This window comes from Acidovorax sp. LjRoot118, assembly GCF_964253575.1.
Lineage (GTDB): Bacteria > Pseudomonadota > Gammaproteobacteria > Burkholderiales > Burkholderiaceae_C > Acidovorax.
Genome location: NZ_CAXURB020000001.1, coordinates 939143 through 962680 on the forward strand (window position 1 = coordinate 939143; position 23538 = coordinate 962680).

Annotated in this window: 19 protein-coding genes; 14 read left to right on the forward strand and 5 right to left on the reverse strand. The window is 66.9% G+C overall.

Translation table 11 applies throughout. The features are described 5' to 3' along the window. Nucleotides 1–32 precede the first annotated feature (32 nt). The 8 genes from ACSQ9E_RS04490 (at nucleotide 33) to ACSQ9E_RS04525 (ending at nucleotide 11371) form a co-directional block, all read left to right on the forward strand. The gene (locus ACSQ9E_RS04490) at nucleotides 33–2015 is read left to right on the forward strand and encodes a DNA topoisomerase IV subunit B (RefSeq protein WP_436217004.1); all 1983 of its coding nucleotides are present in this window, start codon (nucleotides 33–35) and stop codon (nucleotides 2013–2015) included. Further along, on the forward strand, nucleotides 2015–2998 hold the full coding sequence (locus tag ACSQ9E_RS04495; RefSeq protein WP_436217005.1) for a hypothetical protein: 984 nt from the start codon (nucleotides 2015–2017) through the stop codon (nucleotides 2996–2998). The genes ACSQ9E_RS04490 and ACSQ9E_RS04495 overlap by 1 nt, the downstream gene beginning before the upstream one ends. A 49-nt stretch (nucleotides 2999–3047) precedes the next feature. Beyond that, a complete protein-coding gene (locus ACSQ9E_RS04500; protein WP_057202282.1) occupies nucleotides 3048–4001 on the forward strand; it encodes a hypothetical protein in 954 nt (317 codons plus the stop codon). Beyond that, on the forward strand, nucleotides 3998–4774 hold the full coding sequence (locus ACSQ9E_RS04505; RefSeq protein WP_157412469.1) for a hypothetical protein: 777 nt from the start codon (nucleotides 3998–4000) through the stop codon (nucleotides 4772–4774). The genes ACSQ9E_RS04500 and ACSQ9E_RS04505 overlap by 4 nt, the downstream gene beginning before the upstream one ends. Before the next feature lie 77 nt (nucleotides 4775–4851). Further along, entirely contained in the window at nucleotides 4852–5646 is a 795-nt protein-coding gene (locus tag ACSQ9E_RS04510) for a lytic transglycosylase domain-containing protein (RefSeq protein WP_436217006.1), read from the forward strand. Further along, nucleotides 5643–7997 (forward strand): DNA topoisomerase IV subunit A, encoded by a 2355-nt coding sequence (gene parC / locus ACSQ9E_RS04515; protein ID WP_436179315.1) that lies wholly within the window; start codon nucleotides 5643–5645, stop codon nucleotides 7995–7997. Before ACSQ9E_RS04510 ends, parC begins: the two co-directional genes overlap by 4 nt. 131 nt (nucleotides 7998–8128) lie before the next feature. Beyond that, a complete protein-coding gene (locus tag ACSQ9E_RS04520; protein WP_436220183.1) occupies nucleotides 8129–9430 on the forward strand; it encodes an IS4 family transposase in 1302 nt (433 codons plus the stop codon). A gap of 189 nt (nucleotides 9431–9619) precedes the next feature. After that, nucleotides 9620–11371: a methyl-accepting chemotaxis protein gene (locus ACSQ9E_RS04525; protein ID WP_057268200.1), complete on the forward strand. Its 1752-nt coding sequence runs from the start codon at nucleotides 9620–9622 to the stop codon at nucleotides 11369–11371. A 40-nt stretch (nucleotides 11372–11411) separates the two neighbouring features. Here the strand turns inward: ACSQ9E_RS04525 and ACSQ9E_RS04530 are convergent, their stop codons facing one another. Next, nucleotides 11412–11870, reverse strand: coding sequence for a RidA family protein (locus ACSQ9E_RS04530; protein ID WP_305745779.1), 459 nt, complete (start codon nucleotides 11868–11870; stop codon nucleotides 11412–11414). A gap of 147 nt (nucleotides 11871–12017) precedes the next feature. On the opposite strand from ACSQ9E_RS04530, the gene ACSQ9E_RS04535 reads away from it, so the two are divergent. The 3 genes from ACSQ9E_RS04535 to ACSQ9E_RS04545 all read left to right on the forward strand — a co-directional run bounded on the left by ACSQ9E_RS04535 (nucleotide 12018) and on the right by ACSQ9E_RS04545 (nucleotide 17094). Continuing rightward, nucleotides 12018–14585, forward strand: a complete 2568-nt coding sequence (locus ACSQ9E_RS04535) for a DNA internalization-related competence protein ComEC/Rec2 (protein ID WP_436217007.1) — start codon at nucleotides 12018–12020, stop codon at nucleotides 14583–14585. 92 nt (nucleotides 14586–14677) lie between these two features. Continuing rightward, nucleotides 14678–16135, forward strand: a complete 1458-nt coding sequence (locus ACSQ9E_RS04540; protein WP_007854621.1) for a circularly permuted type 2 ATP-grasp protein — start codon at nucleotides 14678–14680, stop codon at nucleotides 16133–16135. Next, nucleotides 16135–17094 (forward strand): alpha-E domain-containing protein, encoded by a 960-nt coding sequence (locus ACSQ9E_RS04545; RefSeq protein ID WP_057202295.1) that lies wholly within the window; start codon nucleotides 16135–16137, stop codon nucleotides 17092–17094. Before ACSQ9E_RS04540 ends, ACSQ9E_RS04545 begins: the two co-directional genes overlap by 1 nt. Before the next feature lie 42 nt (nucleotides 17095–17136). Here ACSQ9E_RS04545 and ACSQ9E_RS04550 read toward each other — a convergent pair whose 3' ends face one another. Next, nucleotides 17137–18069 carry a LysR family transcriptional regulator gene (locus ACSQ9E_RS04550; protein ID WP_436217008.1) on the reverse strand — a complete coding sequence of 311 codons (933 nt, stop codon included), beginning with the start codon at nucleotides 18067–18069 and terminating at the stop codon, nucleotides 17137–17139. Nucleotides 18070–18151: 82 nt separating this feature from the next. Here ACSQ9E_RS04550 and ACSQ9E_RS04555 point away from each other — a divergent pair, with 82 nt between their 5' ends. Continuing rightward, entirely contained in the window at nucleotides 18152–19075 is a 924-nt protein-coding gene (locus ACSQ9E_RS04555; protein WP_436217009.1) for a carbon-nitrogen hydrolase family protein, read from the forward strand. Here the strand turns inward: ACSQ9E_RS04555 and ACSQ9E_RS04560 are convergent. After that, nucleotides 19072–20403: a PLP-dependent aminotransferase family protein gene (locus ACSQ9E_RS04560; RefSeq protein ID WP_436217010.1), complete on the reverse strand. Its 1332-nt coding sequence runs from the start codon at nucleotides 20401–20403 to the stop codon at nucleotides 19072–19074. The two genes, ACSQ9E_RS04555 and ACSQ9E_RS04560, sit on opposite strands and share 4 nt — an antisense overlap. Before the next feature lie 89 nt (nucleotides 20404–20492). On the opposite strand from ACSQ9E_RS04560, the gene ACSQ9E_RS04565 reads away from it, so the two are divergent. Further along, nucleotides 20493–21110 (forward strand): DJ-1/PfpI family protein, encoded by a 618-nt coding sequence (locus ACSQ9E_RS04565; RefSeq protein WP_436217011.1) that lies wholly within the window; start codon nucleotides 20493–20495, stop codon nucleotides 21108–21110. A gap of 2 nt (nucleotides 21111–21112) precedes the next feature. Here ACSQ9E_RS04565 and ACSQ9E_RS04570 read toward each other — a convergent pair whose 3' ends face one another. Further along, nucleotides 21113–21415, reverse strand: a complete 303-nt coding sequence (locus ACSQ9E_RS04570) for a VF530 family DNA-binding protein (protein WP_057202303.1) — start codon at nucleotides 21413–21415, stop codon at nucleotides 21113–21115. A gap of 45 nt (nucleotides 21416–21460) precedes the next feature. After that, nucleotides 21461–22378 (reverse strand): LysR family transcriptional regulator, encoded by a 918-nt coding sequence (locus ACSQ9E_RS04575; protein ID WP_436217012.1) that lies wholly within the window; start codon nucleotides 22376–22378, stop codon nucleotides 21461–21463. 173 nt (nucleotides 22379–22551) lie between these two features. On the opposite strand from ACSQ9E_RS04575, the gene ACSQ9E_RS04580 reads away from it, so the two are divergent. Then, nucleotides 22552–23433 (forward strand): alpha/beta hydrolase, encoded by an 882-nt coding sequence (locus tag ACSQ9E_RS04580; RefSeq protein WP_235516173.1) that lies wholly within the window; start codon nucleotides 22552–22554, stop codon nucleotides 23431–23433. Nucleotides 23434–23538: the final 105 nt, after the last annotated feature.

A 23538-nucleotide genomic window follows, 5' to 3' on the forward strand; every position in this document is an offset into this window, starting at 1 on the left:
AGTCTTTGCTGCGCCGCACTACAATCCGCCGCATGTCTGCCAAACCGTCTTCCGTCTCCGCCAGCGAATATTCCGAAGGGTCGATCCGTGTGCTCAAGGGCCTGGAGCCCGTCAAGCAGCGCCCGGGCATGTACACCCGCACCGACAACCCCCTGCACATCATCCAGGAGGTGCTGGACAACGCCGCCGACGAAGCGCTGGCCGGGCATGGCAAGAAGATCAAGGTCACGCTGCACACCGACGGTTCGGTCAGCATTGAGGACGATGGGCGCGGCATCCCCTTCGGCATGCACCCCGAAGAGAACGCCCCGGTGATCGAACTGGTGTTCACCCGCCTGCATGCGGGCGGCAAGTTCGACAAGGGCAAGGGCGGCGCCTACAGCTTCTCGGGCGGCCTGCACGGTGTGGGCGTGAGCGTGACCAACGCGCTGGCCACCCGCCTGGAAGTGAGCAGCCACCGCGAAGGCAAGGTCGCGCGGCTGGTGTTTTCGGCCGGCGACGTGGTCGAGCCCCTGGTGACCCGCGCGCTGGAAGCCGGAGAGCGCAAGCAGGGCACCACCGTGCGCGCCTGGCCCGATGCCAAGTATTTCGAATCGAGCGCGCTGCCCATGGGCGAGCTCACGCACCTCTTGCGCAGCAAGGCGGTGCTGATGCCCGGCGTGTCCGTGACCCTGGTCAACGAGAAGACGCGCGATACCCAGACCTGGCAGTACAAGGGCGGCCTGCGCGACTACCTGATGCAGACGCTCAACGGCGAACCGGTGATCCCGCTGTTCGAGGGCGAAGGCTTTGCCGACCGCAACAACGAGAGCTTTGCCGAAGGCGAGGGCGCATCCTGGTGCGTGGCCTTCACCGAAGATGGCCAGCCGGTGCGCGAAAGCTACGTCAACCTGATCCCCACCAGCGCCGGCGGCACGCACGAAAGCGGTCTGCGCGATGGCCTGTTCAATGCCGTCAAGAGCTTCATCGAGCTGCACAGCCTGCTGCCCAAGGGTGTGAAACTGCTGCCCGAAGACGTGTTTGCCCGCGCCAGCTACGTGCTCAGTGCCAAGGTGCTGGACCCGCAGTTCCAGGGCCAGATCAAGGAGCGCCTGAACTCGCGCGATGCCGTGCGCCTGGTCTCGGGTTTCGTGCGCCCGGCGCTCGAGCTGTGGCTCAACCAGCATGTGGACTACGGCAAGAAGCTGGCCGAGCTGGCCATCAAGGCCGCGCAAACGCGCCAGAAGGCTGGCCAGAAGGTCGAAAAGCGCAAGGGCTCGGGCGTGGCCGTGCTGCCCGGCAAGCTCACCGACTGCGAAAGCCGCGACCTGGCCCACAACGAGGTCTTCCTGGTCGAGGGCGACTCGGCCGGCGGCAGCGCCAAGATGGGCCGCGACAAGGAAAGCCAGGCCGTGCTGCCGCTGCGCGGCAAGGTGCTCAACACCTGGGAGGTGGAGCGCGACCGCCTGTTTGCCAACAACGAAATCCACGACATCTCGGTGGCCATCGGCGTGGACCCGCACGGCCCCAACGACACGCCCGACCTTACGGGCCTGCGCTACGGCAAGATCTGCATCCTGGCGGATGCCGACGTGGACGGCTCGCACATCCAGGTGCTGCTGCTCACGCTGTTCTTTCGCCATTTCCCCAAGCTCATCGAGACCGGCCACATCTACGTGGCACGCCCCCCGCTGTTCCGGGTGGACGTACCGGCCCGTGGCAAGAAGCCCGCAGCCAAGATGTATGCGCTGGACGACGGCGAGCTCACCGCCATTCTCGACAAGTGCGCCAAGGACGGCGTGGCCCGCGAGAAGTGCCAGATCAGCCGCTTCAAGGGCCTCGGTGAGATGAACGCCTCGCAGCTGTGGGAGACCACCCTCAACCCCGACACCCGGCGCCTGCTGCCCGTGCAGCTGGGCAGCACGGACTTTGCCGCGACCGAGGGCCTGATCACCAAGCTCATGGGCAAGGGCGAAGCGGCCTCGCGTCGCGAGCTGATGGAACTGCATGGTGATGCAGTAGAAATCGACATCTGATGGCCTGGCTGCATCTGGGGCGTGTGCTCGGCATGGTGGCGCTGATGGGGGCTTTGCTTCCTGTGGTGACTTCTTTCGCCGATGGCCGTCCCGCCCGGATGCTGGTGGCTGGCGCCTTGATGCTGCTGGGCCTGACGGTCGCCGTGGTGTGTGACCGCGCCCTGGATGCAGCCCTCGACCTCAAGCTGCGGCGCGAGCAGAAGCAGGGACAGGACTTCAACGGAGCGCAGTTGCTGGTGGGGTTACGCTGGTTTCGATGGCTTCTTCAGGTCGCTGTCTTCGGAGGCTTTGCATTGCTGTTCTCGCTCTTTGCGTGGGAGGCGTGGAAAGCGGACTCCCTGTTGATTGGAGCGTTGGGGGCCGGGGTCGCTGTTGTGTTCCTGGTTGCCTTGGTGGCATTGCTTGTGCTGGCGTTGCAGGTGATGCGCTCCGGCCATCTGCTTTGCGTCGGTGCCGCAGGTTTTTCGGTGGCTGGTGAAAGCACTGTCGCTTGGCCGGTGGTACGGGGACTGGACATGCAGTATGGATCTGCAGGATTTCGCCATGCCGGAGAATCCATCAACCGCCCTTACCATCTGCAACTGGCGGTCGATGCACCATCCGCACAGGCCGCCGGTGTCGGGGCAGGATACTGGCCATGGCGGTGGAATCGGCCTCGTCTCATCGCAGAAGGACGCATTTTGGACCTGCCGCTGTATTTGTACGCAGCCAGCCCGTATGTCATCGAAGGTGCTGTGCGAGTGCTGTGCAAGCGGTATGGCGAGCGCTTTCTCGACCAGTGGAGAAGTGCCCATGCGCGCCCCGATCAGATCGCGGATCTGGAACGCGCAGATGGGGAGAATAAGCGGCAGGAGCAGGTGTTCGTCGTCGCCAATTCGGTACGCTACGAAGACATCGCGAAGCTGCCTGCGGCAGAGCGCAGGCAGAAGATCCAGGCCGCCATGGATGGCTTGAAAGAGCTCGGTTTTCTCAAGACAAAGTGAAGCCCAAAATGCCTGGACTTTTCTTTCGGCTTTCACGCGGGGGCATCTAATGTCCTTGATGCATCTTGGGCGTGTGCTCGGTGTTACTGTCAGCGCAGTGGGCTTGGTTTCGCTGGTGAAGCCCATCGCGGAAAAGCCTGCGCACATGCTGCTGGCCTTTGGCTGCATGGTGGCGGGTCTGCTGTTGAGTGTTTTCTGCACCCAGTCGCTCGCTGCCGCGGACAAGCGCGAGCAGGATCGGGCGCGCGAGCAAGGGGAGCATCTTGCACAAGCGCATCTTGAGATTGGCGTGCGCTGGTTTCGGTGGTCCCTTTGGGTGGCCATGGTTGCAGTGGTAGAGGCAGTTCTGGTCGTCGTCTGCCTTGAACTCTGGCGCCACGGCTCCTTGTTGTGGGCTGCCATGGCCGCAGCGGGCGTATTCCTGCTGGCGGGCATGTTGTGGTCTTATTTTTCGGTTGCCTGGCATGCAGTACGGCGTGGTCATCTGCTGCGCATGGACGAGCGAGGCCTTGAAATCGCAGGGGACTGTTTCATCCCCGGGCCGCAATTGCGTGGCTCGGATTTGAGGGTGCACGAAGCCAAGGGTAACAAGCGCTATATCCTGTGCCTGGCGGTGGAGCCTGTGCCCGCCATTGTGGTCAAAGGTGGTGCCTGGCCATGGCAGTGGGGGCGTAGCAGGCTCTCTGCCGGTGGCTCTGTCGTGTCCGTGCCGCTTTTCATGCTGGCAGTGGATCCGCAATTCCTGGATGGCGCTGTGCGCCGGTTTGGCCGGCAATACGGCGCGGGCTACATGGATTTCTGGAAGCAGTTCCTGTCACCTGCTCAAACGGCTGAAATGGCGCAACTGGAAGACAGGATGCACCGCTTTGACCAGATGACCTGTGAAATTCTCGCGCGGGATGCTGCGAAACCGCCGGTTGCGGAGGAGGGACGAGTTTTGCAGGAGAGCTTTAACGGCTTGGACGCACGGCGCCTATCCCAAAACGAGCGGGTTTCGTCATGAGTCCTGAGCACGTAGTACCGCTTTCAACGCAGGGCGTGGGCGAGAGTGAAGTGGCTGGCAAGGAATTCTCGCAAGCGCCATTGCTGGTTGGAATGCGGTGGCCTCGATGGCTGCTGACGGTGGCTTTCCTCGCAGGTATGGGCGTACTGGTGGTGCTGTTCGGAACAGCGCATGCGCGCAGAGACCCTGTGTTCGGCATTGCGCTGGTGACCACTGTACTGCTGCTCGCAATCCCGCTCTGGACGCATGTATTGCAGGCCACACGCGCTGTCCGGTGCGGTTATCTGCTGCGTGTAGATCAGCGTGGATTCCATGTGGTCGGTGAGTGTTTTGTTCCTTGGTCGAAGTTTCATGATGCGGCAGTGAGGCACAGCAACTTTCTGCAACTGCAATTGGTGGTTGATCCTTCGGCGGCAGTTTCTCTGAAGGGCAGGGAGGGCGAGTGGCCTTGGCAATGGGGGCGTCCTGTGGTTGCGGCACATGGCCGGCTCATCCAGGTGCCGCTGCGTCTGCTCGATGTGAGTCCGAATTTTCTGGAAGAGGCCGTGTACGCTCTTTGCAAACGCTACGCCACGGGGGAATTTTGGGATCGCAATGGTTTCGCCCGCCTGGAGCGCAGTCTGGAAGCGATCCAGCACGATTTGAAGGTTCTCGATTCGATCCATCTGGAACGCATCAGGAAAATGCCTGCTGCAAAGCAGGAAGAAATTCTTCAAGCGGGCCTGGATTCCCTGGAGAAAACGAGTGCGCCCGAAAGAGCAATGGGTCCATGATGGCTTGGTATTTTTCACTTCTGCAAGGCTGTGGCGTGGCTTGGCGCCGTGCTGGAACGGGCGCAGCCTTGTGCCTGGTGACGGGCCTTGGCCTTTTTTCAGGCCCCGCCCATGCCGACCTCTGGGCCTTCGTCGATGCGCGCGGCGTGACGCATTTCGCGCCTGAGCAGGTGGATGCCAACTACCAGCTGTTCTTCAAGGGCAACGAATTCGACTCCACGCGCGACGCGCCCGGCGATGCGCCGGCCATGCCCTATGCCCTGCCGCCTGCGGGGGCGCGGCTGCTGGCCTTTTTCGACATTGCGCCGGACTACAAGCGTGTGAAGCACCACCTGCGTGCCGCTGCGGCCAAGCACGCCGTGGACTACGAGTTGCTGCAGGCGCTGATCGCGACCGAATCGGGCTTCGATGCCGATGCCGTGTCGCCCAAGGGGGCGGTGGGCCTCATGCAGGTGATGCCGGCCACGGCGACCCGCTTTGGCGTGAGCGCCGATGCCAAGCGCTCGGTCGAGAAGAAACTCGCCGACCCGGCGGTGAACGTGCCCACCGGCACCCGCTACCTGCGCCACCTGCTGGACCTGTTTCCCAACCGCCTGGACCTGGCGCTGGCCGCTTACAACGCGGGCGAAGGGGCGGTGCAGCGCGCGGGCAACCAGATCCCGGCCTACAAGGAAACGCAGAACTACGTGCGCACCGTGATGGGCCTGTACACCCAGCTCAAGCCGCCGGCACCCGTGCTGGCCCAGCGTGCCGTGCCCGGGCGCGTGCGCATGGAACTCTCGGGCGGCGCCCTGAACCGGGGCAACCTGCCGCCCGCCCGCGTGGCACAGACGCCCGCAATGACTGAACCTGAATCCAGCAAGAACGAATGAGCGACCAACCCACTCTCGATTTTCCGGCCTCCGACGACGGCGGCGATTCCCTGGGCCTGGCCAGCTACGCCCAGCGGGCCTACCTCGAATACGCGCTCTCGGTCGTCAAGGGCCGTGCCCTGCCGGACGTGTGCGATGGCCTCAAACCCGTGCAGCGGCGCATCCTGTACTCCATGGACCGCATGGGCCTGGGGTACAGCGGCCCGACGCGCAACACGGCGGCCAAGCCGGTCAAGAGCGCCCGCGTGGTGGGCGACGTGCTGGGCCGCTTCCATCCGCATGGCGACCAGTCGGCCTACGATGCGCTGGTGCGCATGGCGCAGGATTTTGCCCAGCGCTACCCGCTGATCGATGGCCAGGGCAACTTCGGCAGCCGCGATGGCGACGGCGCTGCGGCCATGCGCTACACCGAGGCGCGCCTGTCGCGCATCACCAGCCTGCTGCTCGACGAGATCGACGAGGGCACGGTCGATTTCATGCCCAACTACGACGGCAGCACCGAGGAGCCGCGCCAGTTGCCCGCGCGCCTGCCGTTCGCGCTGCTCAACGGTGCCAGCGGCATTGCCGTGGGCCTGGCCACCGAGATCCCGAGCCACAACCTGCGCGAGATCGCCGACGCCTGCGTGGCGCTGATCAAGACGCCTTCGCTCTCGGCAGAGGACCTGCTGGCCCTGGTGCCCGGCCCCGACTACCCCGGTGGCGGGCAGATCATCAGCGCTGCCTCCGACATCGCCGACGCCTACCGCACGGGCCGCGGCAGCCTGAAGGTGCGCGCGCGCTGGAAGATCGAGGACATGGCGCGCGGCCAGTGGCAACTGGTGGTCAACGAGCTGCCGCCGGGCGTGAGCTCGCAGAAAGTGCTCGAAGAGATCGAGGAGATCACCAATCCCAAGGTCAAGGCCGGCAAAAAGGCGCTGAGCCTGGAGCAGACGCAGCTCAAGGCCAGCATGCTGGCCGTGCTGGACGTGGTGCGCGACGAGTCGAGCAAGGACGCGCCGGTGCGCCTGGTGTTCGAGCCCAAGACCGGCAAGACCCCGCAGCAGGAGCTGATCACTGCGCTCCTGGCCCACACCAGCCTGGAGACTTCGTCGCCGATCAACCTGACCATGATCGGCCTGGATGGCCGGCCGGTACAGAAGTCGCTGCGCCTGATGCTGGAGGAGTGGATCTCCTTTCGCCAGAGCACCATCACCCGCCGCACGCAGCACCGCCTGGGCAAGGTGCTGGACCGCATCCACATCCTCGAAGGGCGGCAGATCGTGCTGCTCAACATCGACGAGGTGATCGCCATCATCCGCCAGGCGGAGGACCCCAAGGCCGCGCTGATCGAGCGTTTTTCGCTGTCGGACCGGCAGGCCGAGGACATCCTGGAAATCCGCCTGCGCCAACTGGCGCGGCTCGAAGCCATCAAGATCGAGCAGGAGCTCAAGGAGCTGCGCGAAAGCCAGGGCAAGCTCGAAGACATCCTGAACAACCCCGGCTCGCTGCGCCGCCTGATGGTCAAGGAAATCGAGGCCGATGCCAAGACCTTTGCCGATGACCGCCGCACGCTGATCCAGGCCGAGAAAAAGGCCGTGGCCGAGGTCAAGGTGGTGGATGAGCCGGTGACCGTGGTGGTTTCGCAAAAGGGCTGGGTGCGCGCGCGCACCGGCCATGGCCACGAGGCAGGGAGCTTCGCCTTCAAGGCCGGCGACGGGCTGTACCGCACCTTCGAGTGCCGCACGGTCGACATCTTGCTGGCCTTTGGCAGCAATGGCCGGGTGTACTCGGTGCCGGTGTCGGTGCTGCCGGGGGCTCGCGGTGACGGCCAGCCCGTGACCACGCTGGTCGAGCTCGAATCGGGCACGCAGCTCCTGCACTACTTTGCCGGCCCTGCCAGCGCCAGCCTGCTGCTGTCCAACTCGGGGGGCTATGGTTTCCTGGCCTCGGTGGAGAACATGGTCTCGCGCCAGAAGGGCGGCAAGGCCTTCCTCACGCTGGGCGAGGGCGAAACCGTGTGCCCACCCTCGCATGCGGCGGGCAGCACCGGCGGCCAGCCGCTGGTGTCGGCCACGCATGTGGCCTGCGCCTCGGCTGGCGGGCGCATCCTGACTTTCGAGATCAGCGAACTCAAGACCATGGCCAATGGCGGGCGCGGCCTGATGCTGATCGACCTGGAGCCCAAGGACACGCTGGCCGGCGCTGCGGCCTACACGCGCAGCATCCGCATCGAAGGCATGGGCCGGGGCGGCAAGGAGCGCGAGGAAACGCTGGAGATCCGCTCGCTCAACAATGCCCGGGCCGCGCGCGGGCGCAAGGGCAAGGCGGCGGACCTGGGCTTCAAGCCCGCGTCGGTGACGCGCGTCGAATAGCGGTCACCCCCCGACTGCCAGGAAGCCACCCACCCGGGTGTAATGCCGTTCACTTAAGCCAGTGAGCGGCATTTTTCCTGTCTGCCCATAGCCCATACTCAGAGCCAGTTGCTTCACCCACCTTGGCTCTGATGGTCGGCAAGACTCCCACCCTCCCCGATTTCACCGCGCTGTCCCAGCACATTGATCCGCAATGGATCGCCCATGCCCTGGCCCTCACTGGCAAAGCCAGCGTTCGGCGGCGTAAGTTGCCGGCCGAGCAAGTCGTCTGGCTGGTCATTGCGCTGGCGATGTACCGCCACCAATCCATCGCACAGGTCGTGGCCGAGCTCGATCTGGTGCTGCCTGATGAGGTCAATCCAGCCATTGCGAACAGCGCCGTGACCCAGGCGCGCCAGCGACTGGGCCAAGAGCCCTTGGCCCAACTTTTTGGCCTGTGTGCCAGCGCTTGGGATGAGCGCCACCAGCGCGGCAGAAGCTGGCGGGGCTTGGCCCGCTATGCCATCGATGGCAGCACTTTGCGAACGCAGGACACCACGGACAACCGTCAACACTTCGGCGCTCAGGAGTACGCATCGGGCGTGGTCGCCAGCTATCCGCAGTTGCGCATGCTCACACTCACATCGCTGGCAACGCACCTGCTCAGAGATGCGGTCTTTGGCGAATACGGCAAGAACGAGATGCGCTATGCCAAAGAGTTGATTGAGGCCATTCCCGAGCACTCACTCACGGTCTTTGATCGGGGCTTCCTGAGCGCAGAGATCTTGCTGCAGGTCCAGCAAACAGGCACCCAGCGCCATTGGCTCATCCCCGCCAAGAGCAATAGCCAGTGGGAGAAACTGGACAAGCATCCGACAGACTATCGGGTGCGCATGAAAGTCTCCCCCCAGGCGCGCAAGGCCAATTCCTGCCTGCCCGCGTACTGGGAGGCCAGGGCGATAGAGGTCATCTCGCGCCACGGCCAGCGGCGCATCTTGCTGACCTCGCTGCTGGATGCAAAAGCCTGGCCAGCCAAAGAGATTGCGCTGCAGTATGAGCAGCGCTGGCACATCGAGACCAGCTACCGCGAACTCAAGCAGGAGATGCTGGGGGCGGGGTTGACGCTGCGCAGTGGCAACCCCCAGACCGTCAGGCAGGAGGTATGGGGAGTCTTGCTGGCCTACAACCTGGTGCGTCTGGAGATGGCTGAGGTTGCGCGAGAAGAAGGAGTAGAGCCCACCGAGCTGAGCTTTACGGTGGCGCTGCATTATTTGCGCTACGAGTGGCACTGGCTGGCCACCAGCAGCCCTGGCACCTTGCCCAAGCATCTGCAGCGTTTGCGTCAGCGTCTTGGGGATTTGCTGGTGTCAAAACAGCGACGGGGGCGTCAATGCCCCCGTGTGGTGAAAAAGCCGCCTGCGCGCTATCCAATCAGGCAAGTTCGCTTTAAGTGAACGGCATTACCCACCCGGGTGGCTTCTTTTTTGGTGCATGGCAACACTCCACGGGTTGCTACGGATTGGACGAAAGCCTGGAACGGGCGCACCATATGTAAAGAAGTGTCTGCAATGGCGCCAGGCGCGGGTTTTGCCCCGGTGGTGGCGGGCAGGCCCTGAAAAAATCGACAACGACAGGAGACCATGATGTTCCAACGCATCCGCATTGCCCAGAAACTGTGGCTCGCCGTCATCTTCATTGTGGTCATGCTGGCCGGCGTGGTGGGTTTTTCGGCCTACCGTTCGGCCAAGGTGCAGGCCGAGGCCGATGAAGTTGCCAGTGAAATGCAGACCCGTGTCGGCGCTGCGATCCGCTGGGCCGGCCTCACGGAGACCAATGCGGCCCGCACGCAGGCGCTCATCGTCAGCAGCGATGCGGCGGTGGAGGCCGAATTCAAGGACGTGATCACCGCCACCTCGGCGCAGATCACCGAGGTGCAGAAGTCGCTCGAAGCCATGGCGCTGTCCGACGCGGACAAGGCGCAGATGGCCAAGATCGCCGACGCCCGCAAAACCATGATCGACTTGCGCGGCAAGGCCCGCCAGCTCAAGACCGATGGCAAGGCGGAGGAAGCCGTGACCCTGGTCAAGCAGACCTACAACCCGGCGGTGGCGGCCTACCTCACCACCTTGCGCGACTTTGTGGAGCTGCAGCAAAAGACCGCCCAGACCCGGCTGGCCGAGATGGCGGCCTCGCGCATGCTCACGGTGAAGATCGCCGCCGTGGCAGTGAGCGCCTTGCTGCTGGCCATCATCGCCGGGGCCTACTACCTGATCGGCCATATCCAGCGGCCCCTGGCGCAGGCCAATGACCTCGCGGCCAAGATCGCGGCGGGCGATTTGAGCGAGCAGGGTTCCGTCACGCGCGGCGACGAGTTCGGCGACCTGCTGCGCTCGCAGTACGCGATGAGCGATTCGCTCGGGCGCATGGTGCACCAGGTGCGCCAGAGCACGGACAGCATCGCCATTGCGAGCGCCGAGATCGCCACCGGCAACCACGACCTGTCGGCACGCACCGAGCAGACGTCGAGCAACCTGCAGGAGACGGCGGCGGCCATGGAGCAGTTCACCAGCACCATCGCGCAGAGCGCGACAAGCGCGCGCCAGGCCAGCACCCTGGCCGCCAGCGCCACGGGCGTGGCCGAGCGCGGTGGCTCGGTCGTGACCCAGGTGGTCTCCACCATGGAAGACATCAACCACAGCAGCAAGAAGATCTCTGACATCATCGGCACCATCGATGGCATTGCCTTTCAGACCAACATCCTGGCGCTGAATGCGGCCGTGGAGGCCGCGCGTGCCGGCGAGCAGGGCCGGGGCTTTGCCGTGGTGGCCAGCGAGGTGCGCAGCCTCGCCCAGCGCAGCGCCGAGGCGGCCAAGGAGATCAAGGCGCTGATCAGCGCCTCGGTGGAAAAGGTGGAAACCGGCAGCCGCCTGGTGGCCGATGCAGGCAGCACCATGACCGACATCGTGCGCTCGGTGCAGAGCGTGACCGACATGATCGGCGAGATCACCTCCGCATCGTCCGAGCAGAGCCTGGGCATCAACCAGGTCAACCAGGCCGTGGGCAACCTCGATCAGATGACGCAGCAGAACGCCGCCTTGGTGGAAGAGAGCGCCGCCGCAGCCCAGAGCCTGCGCGAGCAGGCCGAGCACCTGGCGCAGGTGGTCTCGGTGTTCAAGGTCAACGGGGCCGCCTATGGCGGCGTGGCGCCGCCGATGCGTGCGGCGCACAAGCCCGCAGCGCCGGCCAAGCCCGCAGCCGCAGCAAAGTCCACCGCTCCCCGCATCACCCAGGCGGCCAGCAAGCCGGCGACGAAGGCCGCTGCGCCAGCCAAGGCGGCGCCGGCACGCTCACCAGCCCTGGCCCAGGGGGCCGAGGAGGACTGGGAGTCGTTCTGACCAGGTGGTCCTTATCGGTCGGGCCTGGTCGGCAGGTGCTTCAGGCCAGCTCTGCGATCAGCTCGATTTCGACGCAGGCACCCATGGGGATCTGCGCCACGCCGAAGGCGCTGCGTGCGTGCACACCCTTGTCGCCGAACACCTGGCCGAACAGCTCGCTCGCGCCATTCGTCACCAGGTGCTGCTCGGTGAAGTCACCGGTCGAGTTCACCAGGCTCATCACCTTCACGATGCGCTTGATGCGGTTCAGGTCGCCGCCGGTGGCCGCATGCAGCGTGCCCAACAGGTCCACGGCCACGGCGCGTGCGGCGGTCTTGCCTTCTTCGGTGCTGATGTTCTTGCCGAACTGGGCCACCCAGGGCTTGCCGTCCTTGCGCGCGATGTGGCCGGAGAGGAACACCAGGTTGCCGGTCTGCACGTAGGGCACGTAGGCGGCCGCGGGCACCGACACCGGTGGCAGGGTGATGTTCAGTTCGGAAAGCTTGTCGTAAACGCTCATGGTCGTTGTCCTTCGGTGGAGGTGGTGGTTGACATTGGCCTGGGGCGGCGCGCTGCGCCGGGCTTGGTCAGGGCAGCACCTGAGTGTTACATACCCGCGCGGCGTGCCTGGCGAAGGCCTGCTGTCTTCGCGGTTTAGCATCGGCGCATGCCGGAGCTGCACGCCACTGTGATAGCTGCAACCGCCACGGGGACTCCGGTGGCCGTTGCGCGCAGCCATGCGCCGGCCCAGTGGCGCCTGCCCGCGTTGCTGGCGGGCAGCCTGCTGGGCGCGGCGCTGCAGCTGCAGCAGCCGGTGCTGTGGCACTGGCATGGCTATGCACTGGTGCTGGCGTGTGCGGTCGCTCTGTGGGGCTTGTCGGGCCTGCTGGCCCGGTCCGGCGGCGCGCGCCGCTGGCTGTGCCAACTGCTCGTGGCCTGTGCGGGCGCCGGTCTGCTCTTTGCCTCCACCGGCCTGCGCGCCACGGTGTACCTGCAGGGTGCGCTGGACCCTGCGTTGGAGGGCCAGAACATCCGCGTCATCGGCACCATCGCCGCCATGCCCCAGGTCAGCGAGGCGGGAGTGCGCCTGCGCCTGGATGTGGAATCGGCCTGGTTGCCGGGCGAAGCTGCGGGGTCGGCGCGCCAGCCTGTGCAGTTGCCAGAACGCATGGATGTCTCCTGGTACGGCGGCTTCTTCTTCGGCGCCACCAGTGCGACCACGACCGTCAGGCCCCTGGAGCCGCAGCGCCGGCCCCCAGCCCTGCATGCGGGCGAGCGCTGGGAAATGACCATCCGCCCTCGCGCGCCGCATGGCCTGAGCAACCCGCACGGCTTCGACTACGAACTCTGGACCTGGGAGCAGGGCGTGCAGGCGACAGGCACCGTTCGCACGGGTCCCAAGGACCTGGCGCCTGTGCGGCTGGCCAGCACTTGGCAGTACCCCGTGGAGCAGGCGCGCCAGTCCGTGCGCGATGCCATCCTGGCGCGCCTGGCACCGGGCCTGGACCCCGATGACCCGGGACGCGCGCGCATGGCCGGCGTGGTGGCAGCCCTGGTCACGGGCGACCAGCGGGCCATCGACCGGGCCGATTGGGATGTGTTCCGCGCGACCGGCGTGGCGCATCTGATGAGCATCTCCGGGCTCCACATTACGCTCTTCGCCTGGCTCGCGGCGCTGTTGGTGGGTGCCCTGTGGCGCCGCTCGCTGCGCCTGTGCCTGGCGGTGCCAGCGCCCACAGCTGCGCTGGTGGCCGGGGTGCTGCTGGCGGCGGCCTATGCCCTTTTCAGCGGCTGGGGCGTGCCGGCGCAGCGCACGGTGACCATGCTGGCCACGGTGGCCCTGCTGCAGCTCTCGGGCCGCCGCTGGCCCTGGCCCCAGGTGTGGCTGCTGGCCTGCGCGGCCGTGGTCTGGGTGGACCCGTGGGCGCTGTACCAGGCGGGCTTCTGGCTCAGCTTCGTGGCGGTGGCGGTGCTGTTCGCCACCGACACGCGGGCCGTGGGCGGCGCGCCCCCCAAGGGCCGGGCGCGTGTGCTGGCGTTGCTGCGCGAGCAGTGGGTGGTCACGCTGGCACTCACGCCGCTGTCCCTGCTGCTGTTCGGCCAGGTGTCGCTGGTGGGTTTTGTGGCCAATCTGGTGGCGATCCCGTGGGTCACGCTCGTCGTCACGCCGCTGGCGCTGGGCGGGGTGCTCTGCGTGCCCCTGTGGAATCTGGCGCTGTGGAGCCTGCAGCCTCTGGCGGCCCTGTTGCAGTGGCTCGCCACCTGGCCCATGGCCGTGCTGTACCTGCCCGTGGCGCCACTGTGGGCCGGCGCGGCGGCCTTGGCTGGTGGCGTGCTGCTGGCCATGCGCCTGCCGTGGCGGCTGCGCCTGCTGGCCCTGCCGCTGGTGCTGCCGGTGCTGTGGTGGCAGCCGGGGCGGCCCGCGCCCGGCCAGTTCGAGCTGCTGGCCGCCGACATCGGCCAGGGCAATGCGGTGCTGGTGCGCACCGCAACCCACACGCTGCTGTACGACGCGGGCCCGCGCTTCAGCCTGGAGAGCGACGCCGGCCACCGCGTGCTGGTGCCGCTGCTGCGCGCCCTGGGCGAGCGGGTGGACGTGCTCATGCTCAGCCACCGCGATGCCGACCACACGGGTGGCGCCGCCGCCGTGCTGGCCCAGCAGCCGGGCGCCAGGCTCACCGGCTCCATCGAAGCCGGGCACGAGCTGCAGGCGCTACGCCCGGCCACGCCCTGCCTGGCGGGCCAGCGCTGGGAGTGGGATGGCGTGGCCTTCGAGGTGCTGCACCCGGCGCCTGGGGATGCGGGCGCGGCCGTGCGCGCCAACCACATCAGCTGTGTGCTGCGCATCGTGGCGGCTGGTGCGCAGGCGCCCGCGGCGCTGCTGGCGGGCGACATCGAGACCGGGCAGGAGCAGGCCCTGGTGGCGCGTGGCGTGCCGCTCAAGGCCGATGTTCTGCTGGTGCCGCACCACGGCAGCAAGACCTCGTCGACCGGCGGCTTCCTGGATGCCGTGGCACCTCGCACCGCTTTGGTGCAGGCCGGCTACCGCAACCGCTTTGGCCATCCGGCGTCCGAGGTGGTCGCGCGCTACCAGGCGCGGGGGATTGCCGTGATGGAGTCGGCGCGCTGCGGAGCCGCCGCCTGGTCGTCGGCCCAACCGCAGAGAGTGGCCTGCCAGCGCGAATCCGGCCAGCGGTATTGGCAGCACAGCATGGTGCCAGCTTTGCCGCGCTGAGTCTTGAGGGCCGGTGATGGCACAGTGCCTTGGTAGGCCGATTCGGGAAACTGGGCGCACAACTTGCTATCCTGCAAGCAGGAGGCCAGTTCATGCAGAAATTTGATGAGATGTACGCCATGCTGCCTTTTGACGGCAGCGACGTGCGAGAACACTACAAGCGCTACGCGCAATGGCTGTCCAGGCAGCCGGTGGACGTGATGCAGGCCCGCCGGGCCGAGGCGGAGATGATCTTTCGCCGCGTGGGGATCACCTTTGCCGTCTATGGCGCCAAGGACGAGGACGGTGCCGGCAACGAGCGCCTCATCCCCTTCGACCTGATACCCCGCATCATCCCCTCGCACGAGTGGGCCAGCATGCAGCAGGGGCTGGTGCAGCGGGTCACGGCGCTCAACCGCTTCATCCACGACGTGTACCACGGGCAGGACATCATCCGCGCCGGCATCGTGCCGGCCGACCTGGTGCTCAACAACGCCCAGTACCGCCCTGAGATGGCGGGTGTGCAGGTGCCACAGAACATCTACGCGCACATTGCCGGCATCGACATCGTGCGCGCCCCCAACGCCCAGGGCGAGGGCGAGTACTACGTGCTCGAGGACAACCTGCGCGTGCCCAGCGGCGTGAGCTACATGCTGGAAAACCGCAAGATGATGATGCGGCTGTTTCCCGACCTGTTCAGCATGCACAAGGTGGCGCCTGTGGCCCACTACCCCGACATGCTGCTCGAAACCCTGCGCGCCAGCGCCCCTGCCACGGCCGACGAGCCCACGGTGGTGGTGCTCACGCCGGGCATGCACAACAGCGCCTACTTCGAGCATGCCTTCCTCGCCCAGCAGATGGGGGTGGAGCTGGTCGAAGGCCAGGACCTGGTGGTCAAGGACCGCTTCGTCTACATGCGCACCACGCGCGGCCTGCAGCGTGTGGACGTGATCTACCGCCGCGTGGACGACGACTTCCTCGACCCGCAGGTGTTCCGCCGCACCTCCACGCTGGGCTGCGCGGGCCTGATGGAGGCCTACCGCGCGGGCAACGTGGGCATCTGCAACGCAGTGGGCACGGGCGTGGCCGACGACAAGTCGGTCTACCCCTATGTGCCCGAGATGATCCGCTTCTACCTGGGCCAGGAGCCCATCCTGAAGAACGTGCCCACCTGGATGTGCCGCAAGCAGGACGACCTGCAGTACGTGCTGGACCACCTGCACGAGCTGGTGGTCAAGGAAGTGCACGGCGCGGGCGGCTACGGCATGCTCATCGGCCCGGCCGCCACCAAGGCCGAGATCGAGGACTTTCGCCGTGCGCTGCTGGCCAATCCGGCCGGCTACATCGGCCAGCCCACGCTCAGCCTGTCGAGCTGCCCCACCTATGTGGAAAGCGGCATCGCCCCTCGCCACATCGACCTGCGCCCCTTCGTGCTCAGCGGGCGCGAGGTGCAGATGGTCGCCGGCGGCCTGACCCGCGTGGCCCTGCAGGAGGGCTCGCTGGTCGTCAACTCATCACAAGGCGGGGGCACCAAGGACACCTGGGTTCTCGGAGAAGGAGGGACCCCATAATGCTCAGCCGTACCGCCGACCACCTGTTCTGGATGTCCCGCTACACCGAGCGGGCAGAGAACACCGCCCGCATGTTGAATGTGAGCTACGAGACCTCGCTCTTGCCCCAGTCTGCTGCCGTGGCGCAGGAGGGCTGGGAGGGCCTCTTGTCCATCAGCGAGCTGATCCCTGCCTACACCGCCAAGCATGGCGAAGTGACGCCCGAGCGCGTGCTGCACTTCATGGTGCGCGATGGCGAGAACCCCTCGTCCATCGTCTCCTGCCTGCGCGCTGCACGCGAGAACGCCCGCGCCGTGCGCGGCGCGCTGACCACCGAGATCTGGGAAACCCAGAACCAGACCTGGCTGGAGCTGCAGCGCCTGCTCAAGGGCGATGCCTACGAGCGTGATCCGGGCCAGTTCTTCGAATGGGTCAAGTACCGCTCGCACCTGTCGCGCGGCGTGACGCTGGGCACCATGCTGCAGGACGAGGCCTTCCACTTCCTGCGCATGGGCACCTTCCTCGAGCGCTCGGACAACACCGCGCGCCTGCTGGACGTGAAGTTCCATGCGGTGAAGAAGGACTTCTTCGGCCGCGCCAGCGAGCGCAACCAGGAGAACGACTTCTACCACTGGAGCGCCATCCTGCGCAGCGTCTCGGCCTTCGAGGTCTACCGCAAGGTCTACCGCGACGTGATCACGCCGGGCCGCGTGGCGGACCTGCTGATCCTGCGCCGCGACATGCCGCGCTCGCTGCACGCCAGCATGCGCGAGGTGGTGGACAACCTGGCCGTGCTGGCCAACGACCATTCGTCCGAGACCCAGCGCCGCGCCGGCCGCCTGCTGGCCGACCTGCAGTACGGCCGCATCGACGAGATCCTGTCGACCGGGTTGCACGCCTTCCTCACGCAGTTCCTGGACCGCGTGAACGACCTGGGTGGCGGCATCAGCCGCAACTTTCTGGTCGCCAACGGGGACTGAGGCCCTGGCCCCGCATCTGCCGCACGGCGGATGCGGGTGCCGTCATTCTGCCGAGGGTGTGGTCATGCGCCCCCATTGCCCGGCCACCACCGACCGCACCTGTGCCACGGCCGAGTCGCGCAGCCCATCGGTGCGCCAGCCCAGCTCCACTGCATAGCGCGGCATTGCCACGGGGCAGGGCAGTACGGTCAGGCCGGCAAGGCGTGCCATCGCATGGGCTGCATGCACGGGCACCGTGGCCACGGCCTGGGTGCCCTTGAGCAGGTAGGGCAGGGCGGCGAAGTGCGTGGTCGATGCCACCACACGCCGCTTGTGGCCCAGGGCGGCCAGCACCTCGTCCACCACGCCGATGAAGCCGCCCGATGAAATGAGGATGTGGTCGCGCGCCACGTAGTCCTCTACCGTCAGGCGCAGCGGCGCCTTGCGCCGGCCGGTGGGTGCGTCGACCACGCAGGCATAGCCGCCTTCTCCAAGCGACTGGTGGCTGAGCCAGCGCGTGGCAAAACCTCCCGCCGTGATGGCCAGGTCGACTTCACGCGCCATCAGCATCTCGGCCACGATGTGGCTGTGTGTCTGGCGAAAGGCCAGGCGCAGGCCCGGCGCATGCTGCGCCAGCAGCTGCACCAGCCACGGACCCATGGCGATCTCGAAATCGTCCGACAGGCCCAGCACCACCGAGCGGCCCTGGTAGCGCGCTGCGGGCGAGGTGCCCAGGGCCAGGCTCTCGCGGCATTTGTTGAGTGCCTCGCCGATCACGGGCTTGAGCTCCTGCGCGCGCAGCGTGGGCGCCAGGCCCCGCCCCGTGCGCGTGAACAGCGGGTCGCCGTAGACCTTGCGCAGCCGGCCCAGCGCCGCACTCACGGCGGACTGCGTGAGCGACAGGCGCAGTGCGGCGCGGGTGGCGCCACCCTCTTCGTACAGCGCCTCGAACACGCGCAGCACGTTCAGGTCGAACCCGATATCAATCTTGTTCATATCAATCAGCAATGGAGAGGCATTGATTCATCTTAGGGCTTTGGCAACACTGCGCTTGTCTTCCATCCACCGGACCCACACCATGGCTGTTTCCACCGTCGCCGCCCTGCAAATAGGATCGTCCCCCGAGGGCACCGCCCAGACCCTGGCCAACGTGCTCGCCTTCGAGGGCGAGATCAAGGCCGCGGGGGCCCGCCTCGTCGTCATGCCCGAGGCGCTGCTGGGCGGCTACCCCAAGGGCGAGATCTTCGGCACCCGCCTGGGCTACCGCCTGCCCGAGGGGCGCGAGGCCTATGCACGCTACCACTCCAGTGCCATCGACGTGCCCGGGCCCGAGACCGAAGCCCTGGCCGGCCTGGCGCAGCGCACGGGGGCCACCCTGGTGCTCGGCGTGATCGAGCGCGCAGGCAGCACGCTGTACTGCACGGCGCTGTACTTCGACCCCGAAAAGGGCCTGGTAGCCAAGCACCGCAAACTCATGCCTACGGGCACCGAGCGCCTGATTTGGGGCCAGGGCGACGGCTCCACCCTGCCGGTGGTCGAGTCCGCCGCCGGCCGCGTGGGTGGCGTGATCTGCTGGGAGAACCACATGCCCCTGCTGCGCACTGCGATGTATGCGCAGGGCGTGCAGATCTGGTGCGCGCCCACGGTGGACGAGCGCGATATCTGGCAATGCTCCATGCGCCACATCGCGCACGAAGGGCGCTGCTTTGTCATCAGCGCCTGCCAGGTGCAGCCCTCGCCGCGCGAGCTGGGCGTGGATGCCCCCGGCTGGGACGCCGACCGCCCGCTGATCCGCGGCAACAGCGTCATCGTGGGGCCGCTGGGCGATGTGCTGGCCGGCCCGCTGCAGGGCAAGACGGGCTTGCTCACCGCGCAGATCGACACGGCCGAACTGGTGCGGGCGCGCTACGACTTCGATGTGGTGGGCCACTACGCACGGCCCGATATCTTCAGCCTGCACGTGGACCGGCGCGCACGCCAGACGGTGGCCTTTACCGACTAGGAGGAGTCCTGCTCCACGGCCTGCCGCACCAGCGCCAGGGCGTGGGGCAGGTCCTCCAGCGCCACCGAGCCCAAGGCCACGCGCAGCGCCTGGGGCACGTGGGTCGTGGTGGCAAAGCCTTCGGCAGTGGAGACGGTCACGCCGCGCTGCAGCAGCGTGGCCGCGATGCGGTCGGCACGCTGGTCATCGCCGAGCGGCAGCCAGACGAAGTAGGAGCGCGGGTGGCGCACCATCGGCAGGCCGCGCAGCGCGCTGGTCACCAGGGCCTGGCGCTGCGCAGTGTCGGCGCGCTTTTCGGCCTCCAGCCGGGCCACGGTGCCGTCCTCGATCCAGGCGCAGGCAATCGCCGTGAGCACGCCGGCCGTGTTCCACGAGGTGGCGCGGATGGCGCGCTCCAGCGGTGCGATCAGCGCGGGCGCTGCTGCGACAAAGCCGAAGCGCAGGCCGGTGGCCACGTTTTTGGACAGGCTGGACACGTACACCGTGCGCTCCGGCGCGAGCGCGGCGATGGGCACCAGCGCGTCGCCTGCCAGGTAGGCATAGGGCGCGTCCTCGATCACCAGCAGGTCGTGCTGGCGCGCAATCATCGCCAGCCGCCCGCGTGCGCGCGCCGGCATCACGCAGCCCAGCGGGTTGTGCAAGGTGGGCATGGTGTAGATGGCGCGCACGGGCCGTGCATGGCACAGGCGCTGCAGGGCGTCGAGGTCGGTCCCTTCGGGGCCGATGGGCACGGGGGCCAGGTCCAGCCGCAGGCGCTCGGCCAGCACGCGAAAGCCGGGGTAGGTGAGTGCATCCACGGCCACGATGTCGCCGGGGTTGAGCAGGCCCAGCGCCGCAATGGCCATGCCGTGCTGCGCGCCGTTGACGATGAGCACCTGCTCGCCGCTGACCTTGAGCAGCCTGGACTCCAGGTGCCGCGCCACGGTTGCGCGCTCGTGCAGGCGCCCGCCATAGGGCTGGTAGTGCAGCAGCGACTCCAGGTCGCCCGAGGCCGCGAGTTGGCGCAGCGCCTCGCGCAACTGCTCGGTCTGCCCGGGCACGCTGGGGTTGTTGAACGACAGGTCGATGGTGCTGGCCTGTGGCGTGGTGAGGTCGGCCCCCGGCCGCGGGTACGAGGGGTCGCGCACGAAGGTGCCGCGCCCGGTTTCGCCCACCACCAGGCCGATGGCCTCCAGCTCCGCGTACACCCGGCTGGCCGTGCCCAACGCCAAGCCGTGCCTGGTGGCCAGTTCACGGTGCGTGGGCAGCCGGGTGGCAGGCCGCAGCCGGCCGGCGCGGATGTCGGCTGCGAGCGCATCGACCACCTGCTTGTACCGAACCACACCCATGGCCATCCCGATGTATCTATGACAATTCTTTGATTGTACTAAGTGCTTTGCCTACGATGGCGGCTCCATCCCCCTCCAACGGAACCCCCATGCGCATCGCCCTGCTCGCCTTCGACGGCTTCAATGAACTCGACTCCCTGATTGCCCTGGGCATCCTCAACCGGGTCAAGCGCCCCGGCTGGGAGGTGGCGCTGGTCTGCCCCCAGGCCCGCGTGCGCTCCATGAACGGCATCGTGGTCGAGCCGCACCATGCCTCGCTGGCCTGGGCCCAGGGCGCCGATGCGGTGCTTGTGGGCAGCGGCATCCAAACCCGCGAGGTGGTGGAAGACGTGGCGCTGATGGGAGAGCTGCAGTTCGACCCCAGTCGCCAACTGCTGGGCGCGCAGTGCTCGGGTGCGCTGGTGCTGGCAAAACTCGGGCTGCTCGATGGCGTGCCGGCCTGCACCGACCTGACCACCAAACCCTGGGTGCAGGCGGCGGGCGTTACGGTACTCGACCAGCCGCTGTTTGCCCATGGCAACGTCGCCACGGCGGGGGGCTGCCTGGCATCGTCGTACCTGGCCGGCTGGGTGATCGCCCGCCTGGCGGGCGTGGCAGAGGCGGCGGCCGCCCTGCATTACTTCGCCCCGGTGGGCGAGAAGGAAGAGTACGTGGCCCGCGCCATGGGCCATATCGAACGCTATCTGCCGGTGGCAGAGCTGGCCTGACCTTATTCCTTGGTATTGCGCCGGTAGTCGCGCAGCATGTACAGGTACAGGCTTTCGACCTTCTCGCGCGCCCAGGGCGTCTTGCGCAGGAACTTGAGGCTCGAGGCCACGCTGGGGTCGCTCTGGAAGCAGCGCACGGGAATGCGCTGCCCCAGTTCGTCCCAGCCGAAGTATTCGACCAGGGCCGTCACCATGGCCTCCAGCGTCACGCCGTGCAGCGGGTTGCGCGGCTGGGCGGGTTTGGCGGGCGTGGCTTCTGGCGGGGTCCCTGGTTCGGGCGTCGGGGTGTCGGGGGCGTCGCTCATGTCCCAAGCATACCTTGGGGGATGGCGCGCAGCGGCTCCGGGGAGTCAGGTCGTGCGCTGCAGGTGCGAGTTGCGTTGGACCAATTCGGCCGTCCAGTCCACGAAGGCACGCACCTTGGCGCTCAGGTGGCGGTTGGGCGGGTAGACCACGTAGATCGGCAGGAGCGCCTGCGTCCATTCGGGCAGCAGGCGCACCAGCGTGCCGTTCTCGAAGTGGCGCGTGGCCTGGAAGCTGGTGATCTGCCCGATGCCCAGGCCCGACACCACCGCCGTCACATAGGCATTGGTCTCGTTCACGCTGACCTGGTAGGGGCCGGTGATGTCCACGGACTCCTCGCCCTTGCGGAACTCCAGCGGGTAGTGGCGCCCGCTCTGGGGCGAGAAATAGACCACGATGGAGTGTTTTTCCTCGATCTCCAGCGGGTGCGTGGGCGTGCCGTGGCGCTCCAGGTACTCGGGCGAGGCCACGGTGATGAATTCCAGGTTGCCAATGCGCCGCGCCACCAGCGACTGGTCGGTCAGCTCGCCCCCGCGGATCACGCAGTCCACGTTGTCGCTGATCAGGTCCACCATGCGGTCGCTCACGCCCAGGTCCACCTGGATGTCGGGGTAGCGCGCATGGAACTCGGCCAGGTTGGGCAGGATGAGCAGTTGTGCCATCGAGGTGCCCACGTCTACGCGCAGGCGTCCGCGCGGGTTGGAGCGGGCGTTGGTCATGCTCGCCTCGATGTCATCGAGGTCGGTGAGCAGGCGAATGGTGCGCTCGTAGTAGGCAGCGCCGTCGGCGGTCACGGTGACGCGGCGCGTGGTGCGGTTGAGCAGCTTCACGCGCAGGCGCTCCTCCAGCGATTGCACATGCTTGGTGACCGTGGCCTTGGGCAGCGAAAGCGAATCCGCTGCCCTGGTGAACGTGCCGGCCTCCACCACCCGCACGAATATGCGCATGGCCTGTATCTGGTCCATGGGCTCTCCTTGTACTTTGTACTTGCACCCACCAGTGGGTGCAGGGCAATTCTCACACGCGGCCTGCGCTCGATTGTTGAGCTTTTGGAAACAGTGCAGTGGTGTTTGGCCTGTTTATCCGAAAGCGGCAAGGTACTACATTTCATCCATCGTCAATCAAATGGGTCCATGTCATGCAGCCCGATCGTCCGTCCCCCACATCGTCGCCCACCCGTGCCGGAGCCTCCTCCAAGGCCCCTGGCGCCGCAGTGGGCGCCCCCCAGCGCAGCGATGCCACCATTGAGGTGGCCAAGGGCGAAGAGGTGGCGGTGCGCGTCTACGGCCGCAAGCAGCCCGGCAAGCCTTCGCCGCTGGTGGTGCATTTCCACGGCGGCGCGTTCACCACGGGTGACCTGGATACCGGATGTACCGTGGCCGACCTGCTCGAACGCGCCGGCGCCGTGGTGGTGTCGGTGGCCTACCCGCTCACACCCTTCCCCCAGCCCGTGAACACCGGCTACGGTGTGCTGCAGTGGGCGTTTCGCAACCGCGTCAAGCTCGGCGGCCAGGGCGCGCAGATCTACCTGGCCGGCGAAGAGGCCGGTGGCAACCTGGCCGCAGCCGTCTCGGTGATGGCGCGCGACCAGTCGCACCCGCCGCTGGCCGGGCAGATTTTGCTGTCGCCCATGCTCGACCCCTGTGTCGGCACCGCGTCGGTGCGCGAAGCCACGGGCGATGCCACCGGCTGCAAATGGACCGAGGGCTGGCGCAACTTCCTGCGCTGTCCTCGCGATGCCGAGCACCCCTATGCCGTGCCTGCCACCGCGCACCGCCTGGCCGGCCTGCCGTCCACGCTGGTGATGGTGGGCGACACCGACCCCATGCACGACGAGGCGCTGGCCTATGCCGCGCGCCTGGAGTCCGCCGGCCTGCTGGTGCGGCGCCATGTGTTTCCCAAAGCCGGTGAGATGCCCGAAGCCCTGGAGTCGGGGCTGCGCGAATGCCCCTGCGCCGAAGGCGCGCTGGTGCAGATCCGGCAGTTTTTCGAGGACACCCGATGTCCGGCCCCCACCTGAGACCCCAGGGTTTGTAGGATGTGGTTGACCTCAACTTAAGTTGAGGTTCGGTACTCCCGCCACCCACAACAACCGAGCAAGGCTCACCCCGTAATTTCCGGCCAT

What these genes read in the sequence shown, in the direction of transcription:
- ACSQ9E_RS04560 (WP_436217010.1), bottom strand. Translation starts at nt 20,403, where the DNA reads ATGGGTGTGGTTCGGTACAAGCAGGTGGTCGATGCGCTCGCAGCCGAC.
- ACSQ9E_RS04555 (WP_436217009.1), top strand. Translation starts at nt 18,152, where the DNA reads ATGGCTGTTTCCACCGTCGCCGCCCTGCAAATAGGATCGTCCCCCGAG.
- ACSQ9E_RS04500 (WP_057202282.1), top strand. Translation starts at nt 3,048, where the DNA reads ATGTCCTTGATGCATCTTGGGCGTGTGCTCGGTGTTACTGTCAGCGCA.
- ACSQ9E_RS04540 (WP_007854621.1), top strand. Translation starts at nt 14,678, where the DNA reads ATGCAGAAATTTGATGAGATGTACGCCATGCTGCCTTTTGACGGCAGC.
- ACSQ9E_RS04520 (WP_436220183.1), top strand. Translation starts at nt 8,129, where the DNA reads ATGGTCGGCAAGACTCCCACCCTCCCCGATTTCACCGCGCTGTCCCAG.
- ACSQ9E_RS04550 (WP_436217008.1), bottom strand. Translation starts at nt 18,069, where the DNA reads ATGAACAAGATTGATATCGGGTTCGACCTGAACGTGCTGCGCGTGTTC.
- ACSQ9E_RS04580 (WP_235516173.1), top strand. Translation starts at nt 22,552, where the DNA reads ATGCAGCCCGATCGTCCGTCCCCCACATCGTCGCCCACCCGTGCCGGA.
- ACSQ9E_RS04505 (WP_157412469.1), top strand. Translation starts at nt 3,998, where the DNA reads ATGAGTCCTGAGCACGTAGTACCGCTTTCAACGCAGGGCGTGGGCGAG.
- ACSQ9E_RS04575 (WP_436217012.1), bottom strand. Translation starts at nt 22,378, where the DNA reads ATGGACCAGATACAGGCCATGCGCATATTCGTGCGGGTGGTGGAGGCC.
- ACSQ9E_RS04490 (WP_436217004.1), top strand. Translation starts at nt 33, where the DNA reads ATGTCTGCCAAACCGTCTTCCGTCTCCGCCAGCGAATATTCCGAAGGG.
- ACSQ9E_RS04570 (WP_057202303.1), bottom strand. Translation starts at nt 21,415, where the DNA reads ATGAGCGACGCCCCCGACACCCCGACGCCCGAACCAGGGACCCCGCCA.
- parC (WP_436179315.1), top strand. Translation starts at nt 5,643, where the DNA reads ATGAGCGACCAACCCACTCTCGATTTTCCGGCCTCCGACGACGGCGGC.
- ACSQ9E_RS04530 (WP_305745779.1), bottom strand. Translation starts at nt 11,870, where the DNA reads ATGAGCGTTTACGACAAGCTTTCCGAACTGAACATCACCCTGCCACCG.
- ACSQ9E_RS04495 (WP_436217005.1), top strand. Translation starts at nt 2,015, where the DNA reads ATGGCCTGGCTGCATCTGGGGCGTGTGCTCGGCATGGTGGCGCTGATG.
- ACSQ9E_RS04565 (WP_436217011.1), top strand. Translation starts at nt 20,493, where the DNA reads ATGCGCATCGCCCTGCTCGCCTTCGACGGCTTCAATGAACTCGACTCC.
- ACSQ9E_RS04525 (WP_057268200.1), top strand. Translation starts at nt 9,620, where the DNA reads ATGTTCCAACGCATCCGCATTGCCCAGAAACTGTGGCTCGCCGTCATC.
- ACSQ9E_RS04545 (WP_057202295.1), top strand. Translation starts at nt 16,135, where the DNA reads ATGCTCAGCCGTACCGCCGACCACCTGTTCTGGATGTCCCGCTACACC.
- ACSQ9E_RS04535 (WP_436217007.1), top strand. Translation starts at nt 12,018, where the DNA reads ATGCCGGAGCTGCACGCCACTGTGATAGCTGCAACCGCCACGGGGACT.